Origin of the sequence: Pseudochrobactrum algeriensis, assembly GCF_018436245.1 — a bacterium.
GTDB lineage: Bacteria > Pseudomonadota > Alphaproteobacteria > Rhizobiales > Rhizobiaceae > Pseudochrobactrum > Pseudochrobactrum saccharolyticum.
The window spans coordinates 1-18532 of record NZ_CP075362.1; the positions used below are offsets into that span (position 1 = coordinate 1).

An 18532-nucleotide genomic window follows, 5' to 3' on the forward strand; every position below is an offset into this window, starting at 1 on the left:
ATGCCGGACGGTCTGATCCGGCACTATACGATTGATGCTGCTGATCGCCTCGAATGCGAGTTGCGACGCCGCCCTCATAACAAACTGGGCTTTGCCATCCAGCTTTGCGTCATCCGACAAACCGGCCGGCTCCTGGGTGAGGCTGAACAACCGCCTTCAGCCATAGTTGATTATGTTGCCGATCAGCTCGATGTCGATCCCCGCTCCTACTCCATCTATGCTCACCGTGCGCAAACCCGGTTCGAGCATAGCCGATATCTGACGGATTACCTTGGCCTGCATGCAGCGGATCGCGACGACCGCCGTGCAGCTTTGTTGGCCGCGACCGAGGCGGCCGCCTCCGGGGACAAGGGGCTGCCGATCGCAACGGCCGTCATCGCTGCCTTTCGTGAGCGGAAGGCGCTGCTGCCTTCTCAACACTCCATCGAGAAGATCGGCATTGCGGCCCGCGCCGTTGCTCGCCGTCGTGCTGAGAGTGCGCTGATCTCGGATATCGCTCCGGAAAAACTCGAAGCCCTCGATGCCCTGCTGGCCGTTGATCCTGCAATAGGGCAGACGCGCTTCCATTGGCTGCGTTCCGCATCCGACGCACCGGGAGCGGGGAATCTGGTCGGTTTGACGGAACGTATCATGTTCCTGCGTTCGCTCGGGATCGATCCCCGTTTGCAGGCCCGCATCCCCTCCGGAAGATGGGACCAGATGGTCCGGGAAGGTGATGCAGCACCGGCCTGGCTCGCCGGCGAATTTGGCGCCAGCCGTCGGCGTGCGACGATCGTGGTGCAGATCATCAAGCTCGGCCAGAAGCTCACTGACGATGCAATGACCATGTTCATCAAGCTGATGGGCCGGCTGTTCTCCCAGGCGAACAACCGGAAAAAGCAGCGTCACATGAACGCCCGCATGGAAACGTCCAAGGCGCTGCGACTGTTCCTCGATACAATCGTTGCCTTGCAGGCCGCCAATGATGCCGATGAAGATGCGATCGAGACGGTAAACCGGCAAGTCGGCTGGCATCGGCTGCTGCAGATCAAGCCCGGTCTCGAGGCGATGGTGGAGAGCGCCAACGCTTCGCCGTTGGTGCTGGCGGCCGAGCAACATGGAAACATCCGCAAGTTCGCCGGCGCGTTCCTTCAGGCATTCACGTGCCGCTCACGCCGCCGGCACGATCCGTCGCTTGCGGCGGTCGCGACCCTGAAAATGCTTTATGTGGAGGGACGCCGTGTTCTGCCGGATCGCGTGCCGGTCGGCCATCTGGGTGCGAACGAAAGGAAACGGCTCTGTTGCAAAAACCACATTGCTTGACAGATAATAGCCTGTTCTGAGTGACAGGAGCAGGAAATGTCTGATTTCAAGTGGCGCCATTTTCAGGGTGAGATTATCCTTTGGGCAGTGCGGTGGTATTGTCGCTACGGTGTCAGTTACCGTGATCTTGAGCAGATGATGGGCGAACGAGGCGTGGGAGTTGATCATTCCACGATTTATCGCTGGGTGCAGAAATACGCGCCGGAGATCGAAAAGCGGCTGCGTTGGCACTGGCGCCGGCCACAATCTACGAGCTGGCGTGTGGATGAAACTTATGTGAAGGTCCGTGGACAATGGACTTATTTGTATCGGGCGGTTGACAAGTTCGGTAACACGATCGATTTCTATCTGTCGTCGACCCGCAATGCCAAGGCGGCCAAGCGATTTCTGGGCAAGGCGCTGAATGGCTTGAAGGATTGGGAAAAACCAACCGTTATCAACACCGACAAGGCGCCGGCCTACGGCATCGCGATTGCCCAACTCAAGGCCGAAGGCAAATGCCCAAATGAGCTCGTCCACCGGCAGGTCAAGTATCTGAACAACGTTGTCGAGGCGGATCATGGCAAGCTGAAACAACTGATCAAGCCGGTGCGAGGGTTCAAGACCTTGAAATCAGCCTATGCGACGATCAAGGGTTTTGAGGTCATGCGGGCGTTACGCAAAGGACAAGCTGCCATTTTTAATCTCACCGGCGACATTCGTGGAGAAGCCCGGATTGTTGAACGAGCTTTCGGCATTGGACCGAGTGCACTCACAGAGGCGGTGGCGCTGCTCGCGCAGAATCTCGAAGGTCAGCACGTGTGACCGCGGAGAAAACAGGACCTCTCCAACCAACCGGAATATTTGCAACAGAGCCCACCACATTCATTCATTGCATTTTGTTTTGCGCCTTTAAGAGTGGTCGCGCTTGCTACGCCAAAATCACCGCTCTGTTCATTTACAGCAAGCACAGCACAATAATTGTATGGGAATGTTCCATCATCATCATTGATATGCCGATGATTACGGAAGGTCTGAACGATACTGCAATCAGTTCCGCTCACGCTTAAACAATGTTTCATAGCTGTATCTTCAGCTTCTTGGCGTGTATCTGCACCCCAAAAAATACCGCGCTTTTGATCAACTTGTGAATAAGCAATAGCGCCCCAAATTCCGATACCGTCACTCTCAGGTGGTGTAGGCACTTGGTCGAGAATTACAGGGTCTGCAGCTAATGCAGAGCCTGATATTAATACCGAGACGATGCAGATAGTTTTAAAGAAATTTCGCATTTTCACACCTTAATAAAGACCGCGTGTTGAGTTAGGTTTAGTGACTTCAACACTTTTCTTTTCTGCGGCCGGTGCTGACCGGACTACAGCTTTAGGTTTTGGGCTTGGTACGGATTTTGTTTTGGCTACTTTATCAGCGGCAGCTTTTTCATTCGCTATTTGCGTTGCGATTTCTTTTGCAGCCTTGGTTGAAACAACTGTTCCATAAGGATCAGTTCCAGCAGCGTTTAAGGCTTGCTCATAACCATCCATTTTCATGGTTATCTTAATGGCTTTTTCTTCCTCGGACGGGTTAAAGCCAAGTGCAGTGTAGGAAAAACCTATACGCGACGATTGCGTAATTGCTGACTGAACAAATCCCTCAAATGGAAAGCCGCTAATGCAAAATGTTGGAGTACAACGAAATTCGTCTTTCTCAATTGTTTTTTCCAGACCTGAAAAAGATATTCTTAATCCATCATCAGTTTTTAAAAATGAAGGCAAAACAATAATTGCTACAGGTTTTTTTTCTTTATTTTGTGCAATTCTAAATTGGACGGTATAAACGTCCTCCCCTTTTTTTTGTTCAACTGCACATATGCGCAAATTTTTTGAAGGGCGAATTTGGCAAGACATATACCAGTCACCAAAGCCCCGTTTTAATTCTATTAAATCGCCCATATCTAGTTCTTCACCAGCTTCATAAACTGTTGCAGATTGAAGATATGATAAATCCAGTCCTTTATCGTTTTCTTTGAAGGCTACTTCAATGCGATTTTCTACAGGTGTTTGTGCCTGTGCAAATGTTGCGACTGGCATTAAACAAAATGTAGATATGAATTTAATGAGCTTGTAGTTCATTGGCTCAACTCCATGTAACTGATAACGCAAAAGGTCGCTCTGCAGCGACCTTGATTAGTGCGTTCAATTCAAAGTCCAACTCGCACCAGCATTCCACGATGTATCGTTAGACTGGAATGAATGACCAACTGCTGCATTCAACCGAAAACGTCCGTTTTCAGTTGTGTAACCAACACCAGCTGCAATGGCTTGTGCATTTTTAAAGCCACCTAATCCACCTGCAATCGAAGCCTTGCCAGGACGATCATCATATCTCAAACCAGCAGCTGCCATTGCCGAGGCAATACCGCCGCGTGCTTCTTTCTGAACGTCAGAAACATGTCCAGCCAGAGCATCCAAACGATTATCTGTGTAATCACGTAATCCCTGAATGCCACGGTTAACTTGTCCAACTGTTGCAGCATCACTTGAGGCCACACCGTCAGACAAGTTTGAAATTTTCACAGTTTCAGCCGAGTTTCCACCTTGTAATGTAATGGTGTTTGAGCGTGATCCATTTTCATTTCTATCATAAGAAACACGGTCTTTAACCTGACCGTAGTTTGCAGCATCATTATCTGCAACTCCGTCTGCAAGATTGGTAATTGATACAGGTTTACCAGTTCCATCACCGATAAGAGCAACGGTATTTGTAGGATTGCCGTTTTCGTCAGCAACGTATTGAACACCAAGTTTATTCGTTGCGATAAGTGCATCGCCTACATTGTTGTAGGTTGCACCGCCTACTGTGTATGTAGGGGCGTTTACAGTTCCATCATCATTGATGGAAGCGCCACCACCTAAGCCAGCGAGCGCACCATTAAGCTGGTCAACATTCACAGCATCTTTGGTGTCGATACCAGCTGCTACATTGCCCAACTGAACATTATTGCCGGTTCCGTCATTAAGCGTAACACCACCGGTTTTATTACCATCTTGATCACGATTATAGAAAACTGCACCATCATTGATAGCTGCAATATCTTTGTCGTGACCATCTAAACGATTATCTTGCTCAATGTCTTTGTTGCGCAAATCGGTTATGTCTTTGTCATGACCATCTAAACGACCGTCATGCTCTTTATCCTTGTCACGTAGGTCAGATATATCCTTATCATGACCGTCTAGGCGACCGTCTTGCTCTTTATCTTTGTCACGCAGGTCAGATATATCCTTATCATGACCGTCTAGGCGACCGTCTTGCTCTTTATCTTTGTCACGCAGGTCAGATATATCCTTATCATGACCGTCTAGGCGACCGTCTTGCTCTTTATCTTTGTCACGCAGGTCAGATATATCTTTATCATGACCGTCGAGACGACCGTCCTGATCTTTATCTTTATTGGTAATATTTGTAATATTGTCAGTAATTTTATCTATTGATCGGTTTATATCATCAATTGAGCCAGAGCCGAGTGATGCTGAAACGTAGGGATTTGGATATGGCACTGTAGTTGGAGAGCCACCACCTCCAACCAATGAATTTAGAATTTCGTGAACTGGTCGAAGTCTGCCATTTCTATCAATTCCCATAGCAATATCGCCTTCGGCGCAAACTGCATTCACGGTATATGTTGTAGTCTCACCCTCCGGCCCTGTTCTACCTGTTTTTGAGTAAGACGCCCCACCATTATAGCCGTCTTTGACAGCGCAGCTTTTATCATTAGCATGTGCATTACTGCTCATTAAACTAATAATAATAAATGCAGTGCTACACATAAGTGTAGTGATTGTTACGCGTGAAAAGTGTTTCATGCAGTCGTTCCTTTAAATAAGACGAGTCAGATTGTTTTTATTTTAGGAATAGCGGCTGAATTGCTGGAACAATTCAGCCGCACATTTCGATAGATATTGAAGCGATTTTAAAATCTCAGGTTGAAGTAAAAACGCTGCTTTACCCCTTGTTCATTCGGTATGTCATAATAATATGGGTTCTCTTTCCTTTTACGCGATTGAGATATTATATATCCCCGAATGTATTGATCATCGCTTCCACCATATTCAGGCGTAACACTGGCTTCAGGATATTCATTCGGATTTGGGCGTTTATTTACAAATCGAACGCACAGTTCGCTCGTGTCATGCTTTTCACCGATGGTTTGCGCAGCAAAGCCTGAAGGACATGGCTCATATGGCTCATATGCTGGTTTTCCAGTATTGCTATCAGGGCATATCGGCCACGAAAAACCCGGTAATTTCATTGCAGCTATCAGCTTTGTCATTGGGGGTACGCAATATGGAACGCCTTGCCAAGAAGGTGCTGAACTCGCAGCACACATCAAGACCTGACAGCCCCATTCTACATTATCAGCACTGGCATTTTGGGCGCTAATACCAAGCAAACCGAATGCTGTAACGGCTGAGGCTATGGCAATTTTTTTCATTGGCTTCATCCCACTGTTGAACATTATCTATCGGTGCGTTTTGGTTTTTGCCGCGCATCCTGAAATGGCGGTGAAATTTCGCTTTTGCGATCTGCTAGAATGTTGAAATCTGCATAAGGCTGGCGCTCAAGGGATTTATCAATTGCTCTTTGCCGCCACTCGTTCATATCGAGAACATAAGTTTCCCACATGCCGTAGCGCTTGCTCATAGCGGCATCTTGATATGAAACATAAAGCTGAGGGGCGCTTATAGGCTCAACAACACGCGCCCAACCAACACGCAACATTTCGAGCGCAACGTCTTGTTTTCCTGCATAACAGTAAGCAGTTGTAACGGCTTGCTGATCATATCCAGCAATTCGACAAGACACTTGTTGCTTGCCAATTGTTCGCTTTAGCCATGCTTTCGCCAAAGCACCGCAAGGCACTGGTTGAGGGGCTTTAACAACGCTTCTGTTTGTCCATTTCGGATTTAAAGCCCATTGTGGAAGCTCGCACGCATCAATATGTGCCAGTCTAACCATTGCATTTGAAGATGGAAAATAGAGTGTTCTTCCATCAAGGACATTTGCATATCCCTTAAATGTAAGGGGGGCAGGTGCTATATTCGGTGTAGGCTGATATGGAGCATTTTGATTGATTATATCAGCGGCATTAACTGCTGCTGTCATACTGCACAATGCCGCTATAGTCGGAACCAATCTCATTGATTACCCCGTTTTTGTTTTGCCATTTGGCTTAATAAAATAGATGGGTGTTGAACGTCTTTGAATTTCCAAAGACCTGCCTTGTCATTGCGAGCTTGTTGCTCTGCAACGGCATATTGCGGATGCACAGGTAAACCGTCTTGATTAAGGGCTGCAAAAGCGAAGCCCGATGTAATCATGACATTTGCAAGATCGAGCCTGTTTTTTCCAACCATTGCATAGCAAAATACGTAAGTTATATTCTGGCCTTGAGCTATGGGCGCACAAATAGGTTTTGTATCTTGAATATAGGCTGCGAACATAGCTAAGGAAGCATCGCCACAGTCTTGCCTAATGCCCGATTCAACGGTGTAAAATGTCCCACGCAAACAAGATTGAACGCCATAAAGACGAAACTTTTTGCCGTTTTCATCTATCCATGTGTCACCAGTTTCAAGCGTAATTCCGGCCTTTAAATCAAAATAACCTTCAGGCGCTGCAAGCGCGGGAGTTGTTATGATTGAAGCAAAAAGAAACGTGCGTAATAGTTTCATTGGGCAACCTCACGTTCATCAGCCCAAAAACCATAAGACCCGTCTTTGCCTATTTGTTCCGCGTCGGTAAGATCAGCTCTTTCTGCTTCACCATTCTTTTTACGATTAAGACGAACGGCTCCAATGGAGAGAAGCTGCTCTTCAAGCATGTCGACGGTATCGAGCGCATTCGGATAATTATAATATCCGAAGCAAGTTGCGTTCTGACTTGCTGCATTCTTTTCTGAAATGAATGCGCGGCAATATAAAACACTCGGCGCTTTAAGCATGATTTGCAGTTGCTCTTTAGCGTAGTCATTGCATGAGCCTGCAAAATCTTCTTTACGGTTCACGAAATCGCCTTTGCAGGGTTCAATTCCCCAAAGCTTCACTGAAGTTTTAGAATTGACCTGAATGCCAAGATCATCATTGGCCGAAAAACCGGCCTCACTGGCATAACCTTTTCTCTCTGCGACTTTGCCGTCCGCTCCATAATATTCAATGACAAGAACGGATTTTCCCGGCGCTGCAAGGCTACGAATGTAGGTTTTATCAATCTGCGGTGCTGCGGATGCAGAGCCTGCAAGAATGCAGGTTAATACAGCAAGTTTTGAAATTCCCCTCATTTTACCCTCACAGCTAAAATTAGCATCTATTCATGACTTGCCTTGTGCCAAATGAGGCAATACAAAGCAAGACTATACGACTAAAAAGGTCATATAGTGGGATCAACATTATCAAATTATATGCTATTAACAACGGCACGTAATAAAATTCTGTAGGGGTGGATGCAGTTATGATGCGCACAAAGGTTAAAATGTTATTAAGTTGCGCAGCATTGTGCACTGCATTTTATGCGCCCGCATGTTCGGCTCAAAGTATTGATATTGCTGCATTTAATGATAGATCAGGCACTAAAAACGCTGATAAATTCAAGGAAAGATGGGGGGCATCAACCTCCCATGAAGATAATAGCAATACCGGAATAATTTCTGCATATGCTCCAGAAGCGTTATCAACTACTTGGCAAAATTTACCTACTTTGGAACAACAGAAAAGTGGGCAAATACGTGGCAAAAATGAGACAGATATTGCTAAAAAAAGTCATGTAATCGAACAAAGAGAAATTAATAGCGCTACATCTGCTCAACAACAAAGCATATGCGGTGACTCTCCGCTTGACGCAGAAACAATCAGAAAAATGGTTGAAAGCGCTGCACAACGACATGATGTTGACGAAAAATTTGCTGCCGCAATAGCTTGGGCTGAAAGCCGATTTGACAGATCTCGCAACTCACCGAAAGGCGCTCGCGGGGCAATGCAGCTTATGCCTCCTACAGCAGCACAATACGGGGTGAAAGATATTTGCGATCCTCAAGACAATATTGAAGCAGGCGTTCGTCACCTTCGCTCACTTCTTGACGAGTTTGAAAACCCTTTGCTTGCGGCTGCTGCCTACAATGCTGGCTCCAGTCGAATTTATGAATATCAGGGCATCCCCCCATTCAAAGAGACTGTTGGCTATGTGGCCGAGGTCGTCAATTTTATGATCGACCGGCCAATGCCAGCAAAAAAATCCAGCTCACGCAAAGCAACCAATTCAGTTGCTGCGATTGATACCCCAAAGATACCGGCGTTGTTCAAGTTCAAAAAACTGGAAACTTCGTTGGCGGCGTTATGCACTTTTAAAGGAGACTATGATGCTAAGTGCAAAAAACACTCTTTCACGCCTGACAAATTCTAAAAAATATTTGTCATTATCCGCAGCCTTAATTTCCTCGCTTGCGTTTACAGAAAACGCATATGCTCAGACGGCTGCATTCTCGCCAATCCATAAAGCAATTCAAGCCATTGTCGATTTTATTGTCGGACCTTTTGGCGTTTCTCTTGCTGTTTTGTTCATTATGGGTCTGGGCTTTATGGCTGCTGCCGGTCGCCTCTCTTGGTTCACAGCTGGCAGTGTGATTATTGGCATTGGTATTATTTTCGGTGCACCACAGATCGCCCCTGAACTTATCGGTGCAATTGGCAAATGAACCAGTTCGAGGATGAAAAACCCACAGTAATACCTCTGGTTATCGGTTTGACACGCTCCCCAACACTTTGGGGCGTGCCTTACATGGCCGTGGTTATGGTGATTGGCGTCTCAATCATTACTTGGCTCATTTCAAAATCGTTTTGGGCAATTTTAATGGCGCCTATCAGCTACGGAATTTTGTTTGCTCTGTGTGCTAGAGACGCCCGTTTTTTGGACGTTTTACAGGTCTGCACCTCCAAAACCCCACGAACAAGAAATCGCACTTTTTGGGGCGCTAACTCTTACAGGTCATAAAAATGCTCAAAGTTGTCAGAGAAGAATTAGGCTTAGGCAAGGTCGCTCACAATGAGCGGCCAATGTCGTACCATCTACCATATATGCGGCATGTTTCGGAGCAGGTTATTGCGCTCGAAGATGGTTCGCTTATGTGCGTTATAAAGCTGAATGGTCTTTTCTTTCAAACAGTAGACCAGTCGGAATTAAATCTTCGAAATGCGGTTCAAAACACAATTATTAAAGCTTTAGGGTCAAGCGAATTTTCGGTTTGGTCAACGCTAATTAGACGTGAAATTAAAGCGCAAGTTGATGGGGAATTTGAGGACGAATTTTCTGATCGTCTGAATAAAACATACACAAAACAACTGCGTAAAAAACGCATGTTTACAAATGAATTGTTTCTAACAATTTTAAAGTCAAACATGCGTGGCGCACTTGGTATTGCCGATTACGTAAGCAACATGCTTGCTGGTAAAGGCAAGCATAATTACGAAGCTCGTCAGGAAGATATTACCGAGTTAGAAGAGCTTTTAGGCAATTTAAAAGGCCAGTTCGAAAAGTATGGTGCTCAGCCACTTGGCATTACATATCGCAATGATGAACCATATTCAGAACCATGTGAATTTTTGAACCAAATATTAGATGGTGGGCGCTTCAGAAAAATGCGCCTTCCACGCATGGGTATTTCATCATACATCGGCTCCAGCCGGTTACATTTTGGCAAGCGCACTATGCAAATTCAAGGTGCTGCACCAAATGAAGGCCACTTCGGCGCGATGATCTCCATTAAGGAATACCCGCCATTTACAGCTCCGGGTATGCTCGACAATTTATTGCAAATTAATCATGAGTTTATCCTCACTCAATCATTTACATTATCTGACAAGCCGATTGCTCAAGAAAGAATTTCAAGGCTTCAGCGTCAAATTCAAGCTTCAGATGAAGCAGGAAGCTCTGTCGAAACAGATATTGATGAAGCACTTAACAGCCTGATCAACCAAGAAGCTGTATTTGGTACACATCATCTAAGCCTGTTATGTCTCTCAAAGTCATTGAACGAATTAAATAAAACAGTCTCTGATTTAGGTTCCTGCCTGACTGAGACAAATATTAATTGGATACGTGAAGATTTAAATTTAGAAGCTTCATTTTGGGCGCAAATGCCGGGAAACCATGCCTATATAGCGCGTAAATCTATGCTATCTAGCGCCAATTTTGCTGGTCTTTCCTCCCTTCACAATTTTGCATCTGGCCGGTCTGAAAACCTCCATTGGGGTACTCCAATTTCATTATTGGAAACCACGTCTCAGACACCATTTTTCTTTAATTTTCATCAAAGAGACGTGGGACATTTTACAATAACCGGACCAACTGGTTCTGGTAAAACTGTTGTTTTAAATTTCTTACTATCTCAAGCAAGACGAGTTTCACCTACTCCTCGCGCTGCATTCTTTGACAAAGATCGCGGTGCGGAAATTTTCATTCGTGCTATCGGTGGGAACTATGAAACACTCAATGCAGGTGAAAAAACTGGCTTCAACCCGTTACACTTAGATAACAACTCCAAGAATAGAGAGTTTTTATTCCGGTTACTAAAAGTCATGCTTTCATCAGGGACGCATGATTTTGCACAGGAAGATAAAGACACTCTAGAATACGCGCTCAACAATCTCATGTCATATCCACTTGAGCAGCGGAATCTGAATAACCTTCAGGAATTATTATCTGGTCGGACAAAAGCTAACGCTAACGATTTATCCGCAAGACTGCGGCCTTGGATCGACGGTGAAAAAGCTTGGGTATTTAATTCTCAAAGAGATGTTTTAGATTTTTCTACGACAACAGTTTTTGGCTTCGACATGACGAGTATCTTAGATATTCCAGAAGTAAGAACTCCTGTCCTTATGTACTTATTCCATCGCTTTGATGAAATGCTCAATGGCGATCCTGTCATGTTTTTTATGGATGAAGGCTGGAAGCTTCTCGAAGATGAGGAATTTTCTTCGTTCATTGTCGATAAAATGAAAACCATTCGTAAATTGAATGGTCTAGTTGGTTTTGGAACGCAGTCTGCCGCTGATATTACCAAAGCCAAAGCATCGCACACGATCATCGAACAATCAGCTTTGAATATTCATTTTCCTAATCCGCGAGCTGATGAAGAAAGCTACATAAAGCGCTTTGGGCTTTCGATCAAAGAATTTCAGTACATTAAAAATACAGCACCAGAAAGCCGCTCATTCTTGATTAAGCAGGGTAATGACTCCGTTATTGCCCGATTGGATCTCTCTAAGATGCCAGATTTAATCAAGGTGCTTTCAGCAAATAAAGCCACCCTAGACGAGTGCACAGCACTTAGAGAAAAGGTCGGGAACGATCCAAAGCATTGGCTACCAATTTTCTGTGATTGGGAGAATAACAATGATTAGATTGAAGGTGTTTTCGCCAATAATCATGGCTGCAATTTTTAGCTCTATGACAGCAAGTGCACAAGTTCCGGTTATTGATAATCGGAATTTGTCAGAAAAAAATAAACGCCAAGATTCAACAGAAAAAATTAAAAAAAATGACAATGTGCGCAGAGAGCGCACAACGTGTGTGGCCGGTGCTGTTTATCGACCTTCGCGGAAAGACGACCCACAAGCAGCCATTAACAACAATCCTGAAATTGCTGGCATGGCAAAACGGATTGCTTTGCAAGAAGGTCTTGATCCCGATTTATTTCTTGCGCTGATCTATCAAGAGAGCCGCTTCAATCCCTGTGCGCGTTCGCATGTTGGCGCTTATGGCCTTACTCAGTTGATGCCAGGAACTGCTAAAGATTTGGGCGTTGATCCCAAAAACATGGAAAGTAATTTGCGTGGTGGAGCACGCTATTTAAAACAGCAGCTGAAGCGCTATAACGGAGACGTTTCCAAGGCATTAGCCGCATATAATGCGGGACCTGGGAACGTCAATAAATATGGTGGCGTACCTCCATTTAAAGAAACTCGTGGTTACGTTCATAACATTACCCAAAAATGGCTTCCAAAAATAAATGGAAAATCCGTACCTATAAATTATGGCGGCGGTTCATTTGAGGGTGGGAACGCTTACACACAAGCAATTGATACAGCAAATTCATCCGAAAAAATTAGCACTTCGATTACTGAAAGTAGCGGCAATGTAGCCTCATGGCTCAACCAGCTCGGTGGAACATACACTGATACTATTCAAGATAGTTACGATCTTAATTCAGGCGCGAGAAACGCGAACATTGAAATGTTCAACCGCGCCTTGCTGGTTGGCTCTGCCTTCGCTGACTTAATAAATTCCAAAAATAAGCTTGGTGCCGCAGCATTGTCAGGAAGTTCAAATTCTCTAAAAATTAAAAAAGAGAAAGAACCTGACGAACAAACAAAAGATAAATGCGCCAATCTCGAAGGTTCAAAATGGAATGAAGAAAGTCAAAGCTGCATTTATCCACCTTCTGATCAAAACAAACTTATGCTCAAACCAGAATAGGAACTGCTGATATGATGAAAACAACTAGCCTCATTACGACAGCAATCATTCTCATGACTGGTACAGCTTATGCTGACGTGCCGGTTATTGATAATCGGAACTATACAATCGCTAAAAAAACGGCGGAAACAACTAAAGATATTTTGGATGTGAACGGCAAAATTCTGACAAAAGTTGAAGAAACTTTGTCTGCCATGACAGGCGACCGGAAGGACTCTTCTCAAGGTTTCCAGTCTCTCGCCGTTGGAAATGGCTTCTCAGTATCTTCAATGCCTTCATTTGACAGCCTTATGTCGAGTGGTGGCTTGGATTTAAGCGGCTTTGGTACTGACCTCGGCAAAACTGTTGAAACCTTCATGAAGGGGCTACAACTTGTCGAGAAATTATCTAGTGGCCTGAAGAACCAATCAGGTGATCAAGGCTATAAACAATTAATCTCCACCGTTGCTAGTGTTTCTGCTCTTGTTCAAGGAACACAATCAGCGGTTCAGTCACGTACCGAAAGCTTAAAATCTGCTGGTGAACAAATTGGTGAAGCCAAAGATATTAAAGGCTCAATTGACCAGAACACTCAATTGCAAGTTCAAACCGGCCTTACAATCAATGAATTGATTGGGGTCATGAATGGCGCTGTTCAATCCTTACAGGTCGAGAACCAGCAAAACCTGATTTCAATCACCAATTCATCACGCGCCTTAAAATGGAAAGCTCCTGAAATTGGGAGTGTGAAGTAATGAGCAAGCGTTATGGAACAATGGCCGTTCTAATTGTCTCTGCAACAATTCTTGCTGCATGTGGAACGGTAAAAGAGAAAACTTCACCATGTAAGCGACCAACTGAACTGATGGGCTTTTATCAAGAGCCAATGAATTGCGGTTCAATGGAACTAATCAATCAAAGTGAAGCTGCACTAGCTATCCAAGATTTGATTGGTGACGAGGTTCAATATGGAAAATGATTTCATTGGAAAGTTACTTGAAAACTTAGATGCTATTGGTGGTAATTTTACTTCCAATGCATTTATGGCATTTGAACGCGATATAATGCCGTTGATCAATATTCTCGTTATTCTATATGTCATTTTCTATGGAATACGGCTCTTGATGGGCGCTACATCTATTTCTGCGGCTGAGGTTTGTATTCATGTTGTAAAGGTTGTTGGCGTTGCTACGCTTGCTACAAACTGGAGCATGTTTAATGATCTTATATATTCATGGATCATCTCTGTTCCTGACGGCATCGGACAGCTAGTTTTAAACGCGGCTGGTGGCTCAACAACCAAAACAACAAATGGCCTCTCGGCTATTGTTCAGCAAGCCACAACAATCAATCATGCCTTTAACGATGCTGCCGGTTGGACTAAATTCGGACCAATTTTGTTCGGTATTTTTGTCCTAGCAATTTCATATTTTCTTGTTGGCGTGGCGTTGATGCTTCTTATGATTTCAAAGGTAGCTCTTTGGATTTTAATAGGAACTGCACCAATTTTTATCACCTGTTATCTGTTTAATGTCTCACGCAAACTAACTGACGGCTGGCTAACGCAGGTGATGGCATATTCGCTAATGCCGATATTCACATATGGAGCCTGTGCAATCATCATTGCTACAATGAGGACTGCAATCAAAGACCAAGATTATAGTGGAATTGCGCTTGATGAGCTGGCCAGTTTAGGTGCCATTTTCATCCTTGTTTGCTTAGCTGGCCTCTACATTCTTTTCACCATTCAAACCATGACCCAAGGTGTCGTTGGTACTGTGATGATTTCTGCAGGGGACTTCGCTTCAAGAGCGCGAAGAATGTCTTATGGCGCAGCCAGTTCGACCGTCTCAACTACGGCAAGAGGCATTCGCAAAGCATACAACAGATACTCTCGCGGCGGCGGCTCAAATGGTGGGTCTGTATCAAATGCCAGTCGTGAAGCACTGGCAAGGCAAGTGCAAAATCATAGCCGTCCAAGGTAAGAGCGGAAATTAAGAAAATGTCAAAAGTACAAGCTAAAACTGATGAAAATCTCCGCTCATACTATCAAAGCGGTGAGCAGTGGGAACAACAAATATACAAGAAAGCTGAGCGTTCTAAACGCTTAGCAATATTTGTTGCTGTCATTGCTTCTGTAGTCGCTATTTTAGCAATTATCACACTGATGATGCTTGTTCCGCTCAAAACATTTGAGCCTTACATCGTGGTAGTTGATAAAAACACCGGTTACACAGAAGTAAAATCTGGTCTGACTGTTGAAGATAATATTACCGACAAACAAGCAGTTACACAGGCTAATATTGTTCGTTATATTCGTGCGCGTGAAGGATATGATCCATACGCAATTGAAGAAAATGTTAGCTTGGCCGGTCTGCTGTCTACAGGTTCAGCTGCAAATGAATTGCAACGCATTTATAGCGTTTCAAACGCGCAAAACCCTGCGCGTGTTTACGGTAAGAATAAAAGACTTACCGCAAATATCAAATCTGTAACAATGCCTAACGATAACACTGCACTGGTCAGATTTTCACTTATTGAAAAATCGGACACAGACGCAATTGAGCGTCATTATATTTCAGTGGTTCGGTATCGGTATACAGACACGCCAGCGACGAATGAATGGCGCTTTGAAAATCCCCTTGGCTTTCAGGTTTACGATTATCGCCGTGAACAAGAAACCATCACAAATGGGGACGTAAAATAAATGAAGAAGCTCTTATTATTATGCTGCTTTCTGTCAGCATCTTCAGGACTGGCATTTGGGGCGCAAGCTCCAAAGCCGGGCAATTTAGATCCTCGCGTTACTACTGTCGTGTATCAGTCAAATAATGTGCTGAAGGTAAATGCTACACATGGCATTTCTACAGCGATTATTTTTGAGAATGATGAACGGCTTGAGACAATTGCCCTTGGCGATACAGAAAGCTGGCAGGTAACGCCAAATGAACGCAAAAACATTTTATTTGTGAAGCCGGTTGCTAACAATGTTCCAACAAACATGAACATTGTTACAAACAAACGCATGTATTTTATCGAGTTGATCGATAATAAGCCTAGTGCCGGCACAAAAGTTTTTGGAGTTCGATTTATCTATCCAGAAAATGCCGTAAACAACGCTATGCGAAAAGAGGCTGAGTATCGTGCGGCCAATCCAAATATTTCTAAGATCAACAAAGAGAATGTCAACATTGACTACTCTTTCACAGGGTCGACACTGATTAAACCAACTGTTGTATTTGATGATGGGAATAAAACATTCCTAAAATTCAAAGGCAAAACACCGGCAATTTTCACAGTAAACCCCGACTACTCTGAAACCCTCGTAAACTTCCGAAAAGAGGGTGAATACATCGTAGTTGATACAACAGCCACTCAATTTACATTGCGTGATGGTGCAAATTGGACATGCGTATTTAATCTACGCAAACCGGACTTTGCCGCCCCTGATCCTAACATTATGGCACCTAAGCAAGAAACCACATCAAGCAAGCGTAGGGGGAGCGGAAACTAATGTCTCAATCTCCAGAATTAGAAGCAATCAACCGTCATGATGATGCTGCCGTTGCGGATAAAAATGACAAAAGAAAACAGAATATTCTGAAAGCTGGTTTCCTCGGCGCCGCTGTTATCGCCATAATTTTTATTTTCTCTAATAGTGGGTCGAAAACCAAAACGGCTAAAAACCTTAATGAAGAATTTCATACAACTTCATTCAAACCACCTTCATTTGTAAGGGACGGTGAGCCTGCACCCGAACCACCGGCTGAAAATCAATTGGTGATTATTCCACCACCACCGGCAGAAGAACCACCAGCTGAAACTGTAGCTGAATTTGACGTTCCTCCACCTCCCCCACCTCAAGTGATTGAGCCTGTCAGTACGATTATAGAACCTGTTGCTGAAGAAGAAGAATTTCCGGCACGGTTCCGTTCACCAATGGTCGCATTCGATCAAACCAGTGGTTCTTTAGCCACGGGTGGTTTTGGTGGTGATAGTGATGGTGCCGGTTCTCCAACAGTAGCCGGAACTGACACTCATAGTCAGTTTTTGGCTACAGCATCAGCGGTAAACAATAAAGCCACGGTTGCGAGCAAGATTCATCGGATAGACGCAACAGTCACTGAAGGTACTTTAATTCCTGGCATCCTAGAAACTGCAATTGTCAGTGACCTTCCGGGTCAGATACGTGCGGTTACTGCTGCTGACGTTTATTCTATGGATGGGCGCAGAGTGCTTATTCCATCGGGAACACGCTTAATTGGTGAATATCAATCGTCAGTAATGACTGGTCAAACTCGTGTATTTGTCGTTTGGACACGCCTCATTCGTGATGATGGGGTAAATATCCGGCTCAATTCTTTTGGATCAGATGGTCTTGGCCGTGTAGGTTTAACCGGAAATGTTGATAAAAAATTCCGTGAGCGGTTTGGCTCTGCAATTTTGTTATCAATTGTCGGTGCAGGTGCAAGTTATGCCGCCGGTTATGGAGATCGCGCAACAGGTAGCACTAACTCTAAAAGTGGTGAAGAACTTGCTCGCGATACAATTGCCAGAACATTTTCAGAAATGGCAAATGAAGCTCTTCGCGACGGTTTACAAGTTAAGCCAACAATCACTGTCCACCAAGGCGCAAACATTCATGTTTTTGTTAGGCAGGATCTAGATTTTTCCGCTTTCTATGACGATCCAGTGACAGAAGAATTGAAGGAAATTCAACGTGAGCGCCGCAGATAATATTGCACATATCCCACAAGGAAACTTCGTTCTCAATGAAAGTCTGAAACCATTATTGCACCTACTTCAGAACGATAAAATTGTTGAGATTTCTGTGAATGAGCCTTGCCAAGTTTTTTTTGAGGAACTTGGCAAGCCTCATATGGAATACATTCATGTACCTGATTTAACGGCACAACAAATTACTCATATCGGCCAACGAGTAGCGACCGCAACTAAGCAAAGTATCAACGAACAAACGCCAATTCTCAGTGCATCAATTGATCATTTTAAGGCACGTATTCAGGTTGTACTTCCACCAGCTGCACCGGCAGGTGGTGCAATATCAATTCGTCGCCAAGTTTTGAATGATTTCTCACTAGAGCAATATAATGCGCTTGGTGCGTTTGAAGCGGTAACAATGGCTGGTGATGAAGAAAGCCAGATTAATCTTGAACTTGATGGTTTACTGAAAAGTGGAGATTATTATTCGTTCATCAAAACAGCTATATCCAATAGAAAAACCATCATGATTTCAGGTGGTACATCTTCAGGAAAGACAACATTTTTAAACGCATGTCTCAAAGCTGTTAATGAAAATGAGCGTGTAATTACCATTGAAGATACACGCGAATTAATGCCTCCACAAAAAAACACTGTTCATTTAGTGGCTTCAAAAGGCGGTCAAGGGACTTCAAATGCCTCTATTCAAGACCTTCTCGAAGCAACTCTTCGTATGCGTCCAGATCGTCTTTTTGTTGGTGAAATTCGCGGCTCCGAAGCCTTCACATTTCTTCAAGCAATTAATACGGGGCATCCGGGTTCTATGTCTACGGTTCACGCGAATAGCCCACAAATGGCCTATGAACGGCTTGCTTTGATGATGATGCAGTCTGGTCTTACAAGTGGTTATGCTAAAGCTGACCTAATGGCATATATTAAAATGGTCATACCTATTGTCGTTCAGGTGAAAAATATGAACGGAAAGCGTGGTGTCTCTGAAATAGCTTTCAACCGAGGGTAA

At 44.5% G+C, this 18532-nt stretch carries 20 protein-coding genes and 2 pseudogenes; 14 read left to right on the plus strand and 8 right to left on the minus strand.

What is annotated here, in order from left to right; translation table 11 throughout:
* Positions 1–6: 6 nt before the first annotated feature.
* Positions 7–1272, plus strand: a pseudogene (locus KHQ09_RS18050) (DUF4158 domain-containing protein); the annotation flags it as partial.
* 66 nt (positions 1273–1338) lie between these two features.
* Positions 1339–2106 carry an IS6 family transposase gene (locus KHQ09_RS18055; protein WP_213630892.1) on the plus strand — a complete coding sequence of 256 codons (768 nt, stop codon included), beginning with the start codon at positions 1339–1341 and terminating at the stop codon, positions 2104–2106.
* Here KHQ09_RS18055 and KHQ09_RS18060 read toward each other — a convergent pair.
* The 8 genes and pseudogenes from KHQ09_RS18060 to KHQ09_RS18090 form a co-directional block, all read right to left on the minus strand.
* On the minus strand, positions 2094–2573 hold the full coding sequence (locus KHQ09_RS18060; RefSeq protein WP_213630893.1) for a DUF4189 domain-containing protein: 480 nt from the start codon (positions 2571–2573) through the stop codon (positions 2094–2096). The two genes, KHQ09_RS18055 and KHQ09_RS18060, sit on opposite strands and share 13 nt — an antisense overlap.
* 9 nt (positions 2574–2582) lie before the next feature.
* Positions 2583–3413, minus strand: coding sequence for an invasion associated locus B family protein (locus KHQ09_RS18065; protein WP_213630894.1), 831 nt, complete (start codon positions 3411–3413; stop codon positions 2583–2585).
* 63 nt (positions 3414–3476) lie between these two features.
* Complete coding sequence (locus KHQ09_RS18645; protein ID WP_452612246.1) at positions 3477–4100, minus strand: YadA-like family protein; 624 nt, start codon at positions 4098–4100, stop codon at positions 3477–3479.
* Positions 4101–4205: 105 nt separating this feature from the next.
* Positions 4206–5147 (minus strand): annotated as a pseudogene (locus KHQ09_RS18650) (hypothetical protein); the annotation flags it as partial.
* A gap of 107 nt (positions 5148–5254) precedes the next feature.
* The gene (locus tag KHQ09_RS18075) at positions 5255–5776 is read right to left on the minus strand and encodes a hypothetical protein (protein ID WP_213630896.1); all 522 of its coding nucleotides are present in this window, start codon (positions 5774–5776) and stop codon (positions 5255–5257) included.
* A gap of 23 nt (positions 5777–5799) precedes the next feature.
* On the minus strand, positions 5800–6447 hold the full coding sequence (locus KHQ09_RS18080) for a thermonuclease family protein (RefSeq protein ID WP_238481767.1): 648 nt from the start codon (positions 6445–6447) through the stop codon (positions 5800–5802).
* Between the two features lie 32 nt (positions 6448–6479).
* Complete coding sequence (locus tag KHQ09_RS18085) at positions 6480–7016, minus strand: thermonuclease family protein (RefSeq protein ID WP_213630898.1); 537 nt, start codon at positions 7014–7016, stop codon at positions 6480–6482.
* Positions 7013–7621 carry a hypothetical protein gene (locus KHQ09_RS18090; RefSeq protein WP_213630899.1) on the minus strand — a complete coding sequence of 203 codons (609 nt, stop codon included), beginning with the start codon at positions 7619–7621 and terminating at the stop codon, positions 7013–7015. Before KHQ09_RS18090 ends, KHQ09_RS18085 begins: the two co-directional genes overlap by 4 nt.
* A gap of 170 nt (positions 7622–7791) precedes the next feature.
* Between KHQ09_RS18090 and KHQ09_RS18565 the strand changes: the two genes are divergently transcribed.
* The 12 genes from KHQ09_RS18565 (at position 7792) to virB11 (ending at position 18532) form a co-directional block, all read left to right on the plus strand.
* Positions 7792–8739: a lytic transglycosylase domain-containing protein gene (locus tag KHQ09_RS18565; protein WP_338053042.1), complete on the plus strand. Its 948-nt coding sequence runs from the start codon at positions 7792–7794 to the stop codon at positions 8737–8739.
* On the plus strand, positions 8693–9031 hold the full coding sequence (locus KHQ09_RS18100; RefSeq protein WP_213630901.1) for a TrbC/VirB2 family protein: 339 nt from the start codon (positions 8693–8695) through the stop codon (positions 9029–9031). The genes KHQ09_RS18565 and KHQ09_RS18100 overlap by 47 nt, the downstream gene beginning before the upstream one ends.
* A gap of 83 nt (positions 9032–9114) precedes the next feature.
* Positions 9115–9327 carry a VirB3 family type IV secretion system protein gene (locus tag KHQ09_RS18105; protein ID WP_238481769.1) on the plus strand — a complete coding sequence of 71 codons (213 nt, stop codon included), beginning with the start codon at positions 9115–9117 and terminating at the stop codon, positions 9325–9327.
* Between the two features lie 2 nt (positions 9328–9329).
* Positions 9330–11738, plus strand: a complete 2409-nt coding sequence (locus KHQ09_RS18110) for a VirB4 family type IV secretion/conjugal transfer ATPase (protein ID WP_213656859.1) — start codon at positions 9330–9332, stop codon at positions 11736–11738.
* The gene (locus KHQ09_RS18520) at positions 11731–12813 is read left to right on the plus strand and encodes a lytic transglycosylase domain-containing protein (RefSeq protein WP_213600392.1); all 1083 of its coding nucleotides are present in this window, start codon (positions 11731–11733) and stop codon (positions 12811–12813) included. Before KHQ09_RS18110 ends, KHQ09_RS18520 begins: the two co-directional genes overlap by 8 nt.
* A gap of 14 nt (positions 12814–12827) precedes the next feature.
* Entirely contained in the window at positions 12828–13547 is a 720-nt protein-coding gene (locus tag KHQ09_RS18120; protein ID WP_213600411.1) for a type IV secretion system protein, read from the plus strand.
* Positions 13547–13771, plus strand: coding sequence for a hypothetical protein (locus KHQ09_RS18125; RefSeq protein ID WP_213600393.1), 225 nt, complete (start codon positions 13547–13549; stop codon positions 13769–13771). Before KHQ09_RS18120 ends, KHQ09_RS18125 begins: the two co-directional genes overlap by 1 nt.
* Positions 13761–14777, plus strand: coding sequence for a TrbL/VirB6 family protein (locus KHQ09_RS18130; protein WP_213630903.1), 1017 nt, complete (start codon positions 13761–13763; stop codon positions 14775–14777). The genes KHQ09_RS18125 and KHQ09_RS18130 overlap by 11 nt, the downstream gene beginning before the upstream one ends.
* Positions 14778–14794: 17 nt before the next feature.
* Positions 14795–15499 carry a VirB8 family type IV secretion system protein gene (locus tag KHQ09_RS18135; protein WP_213600395.1) on the plus strand — a complete coding sequence of 235 codons (705 nt, stop codon included), beginning with the start codon at positions 14795–14797 and terminating at the stop codon, positions 15497–15499.
* The gene (gene virB9 / locus KHQ09_RS18140) at positions 15500–16306 is read left to right on the plus strand and encodes a P-type conjugative transfer protein VirB9 (protein WP_213600396.1); all 807 of its coding nucleotides are present in this window, start codon (positions 15500–15502) and stop codon (positions 16304–16306) included. It abuts the gene before it with no gap.
* On the plus strand, positions 16306–17529 hold the full coding sequence (virB10, locus tag KHQ09_RS18145) for a type IV secretion system protein VirB10 (protein WP_213600397.1): 1224 nt from the start codon (positions 16306–16308) through the stop codon (positions 17527–17529). The genes virB9 and virB10 overlap by 1 nt, the downstream gene beginning before the upstream one ends.
* The gene (virB11, locus tag KHQ09_RS18150; RefSeq protein WP_213600398.1) at positions 17513–18532 is read left to right on the plus strand and encodes a P-type DNA transfer ATPase VirB11; all 1020 of its coding nucleotides are present in this window, start codon (positions 17513–17515) and stop codon (positions 18530–18532) included. The genes virB10 and virB11 overlap by 17 nt, the downstream gene beginning before the upstream one ends.

Bases quoted from the DNA above. Each gene is read 5' to 3' on its own strand.
- KHQ09_RS18065 (WP_213630894.1), bottom strand. From the start codon at position 3,413: ATGAACTACAAGCTCATTAAATTCATATCTACATTTTGTTTAATGCCA.
- KHQ09_RS18125 (WP_213600393.1), top strand. From the start codon at position 13,547: ATGAGCAAGCGTTATGGAACAATGGCCGTTCTAATTGTCTCTGCAACA.
- KHQ09_RS18055 (WP_213630892.1), top strand. From the start codon at position 1,339: ATGTCTGATTTCAAGTGGCGCCATTTTCAGGGTGAGATTATCCTTTGG.
- KHQ09_RS18565 (WP_338053042.1), top strand. From the start codon at position 7,792: ATGATGCGCACAAAGGTTAAAATGTTATTAAGTTGCGCAGCATTGTGC.
- KHQ09_RS18075 (WP_213630896.1), bottom strand. From the start codon at position 5,776: ATGAAAAAAATTGCCATAGCCTCAGCCGTTACAGCATTCGGTTTGCTT.
- KHQ09_RS18130 (WP_213630903.1), top strand. From the start codon at position 13,761: ATGGAAAATGATTTCATTGGAAAGTTACTTGAAAACTTAGATGCTATT.
- KHQ09_RS18090 (WP_213630899.1), bottom strand. From the start codon at position 7,621: ATGAGGGGAATTTCAAAACTTGCTGTATTAACCTGCATTCTTGCAGGC.
- virB9 (WP_213600396.1), top strand. From the start codon at position 15,500: ATGAAGAAGCTCTTATTATTATGCTGCTTTCTGTCAGCATCTTCAGGA.
- KHQ09_RS18100 (WP_213630901.1), top strand. From the start codon at position 8,693: ATGATGCTAAGTGCAAAAAACACTCTTTCACGCCTGACAAATTCTAAA.
- KHQ09_RS18520 (WP_213600392.1), top strand. From the start codon at position 11,731: ATGATTAGATTGAAGGTGTTTTCGCCAATAATCATGGCTGCAATTTTT.
- KHQ09_RS18135 (WP_213600395.1), top strand. From the start codon at position 14,795: ATGTCAAAAGTACAAGCTAAAACTGATGAAAATCTCCGCTCATACTAT.
- KHQ09_RS18105 (WP_238481769.1), top strand. From the start codon at position 9,115: ATGGCCGTGGTTATGGTGATTGGCGTCTCAATCATTACTTGGCTCATT.
- KHQ09_RS18120 (WP_213600411.1), top strand. From the start codon at position 12,828: ATGAAAACAACTAGCCTCATTACGACAGCAATCATTCTCATGACTGGT.
- KHQ09_RS18085 (WP_213630898.1), bottom strand. From the start codon at position 7,016: ATGAAACTATTACGCACGTTTCTTTTTGCTTCAATCATAACAACTCCC.
- KHQ09_RS18110 (WP_213656859.1), top strand. From the start codon at position 9,330: ATGCTCAAAGTTGTCAGAGAAGAATTAGGCTTAGGCAAGGTCGCTCAC.
- KHQ09_RS18060 (WP_213630893.1), bottom strand. From the start codon at position 2,573: ATGCGAAATTTCTTTAAAACTATCTGCATCGTCTCGGTATTAATATCA.
- KHQ09_RS18080 (WP_238481767.1), bottom strand. From the start codon at position 6,447: ATGACAGCAGCAGTTAATGCCGCTGATATAATCAATCAAAATGCTCCA.
- virB10 (WP_213600397.1), top strand. From the start codon at position 16,306: ATGTCTCAATCTCCAGAATTAGAAGCAATCAACCGTCATGATGATGCT.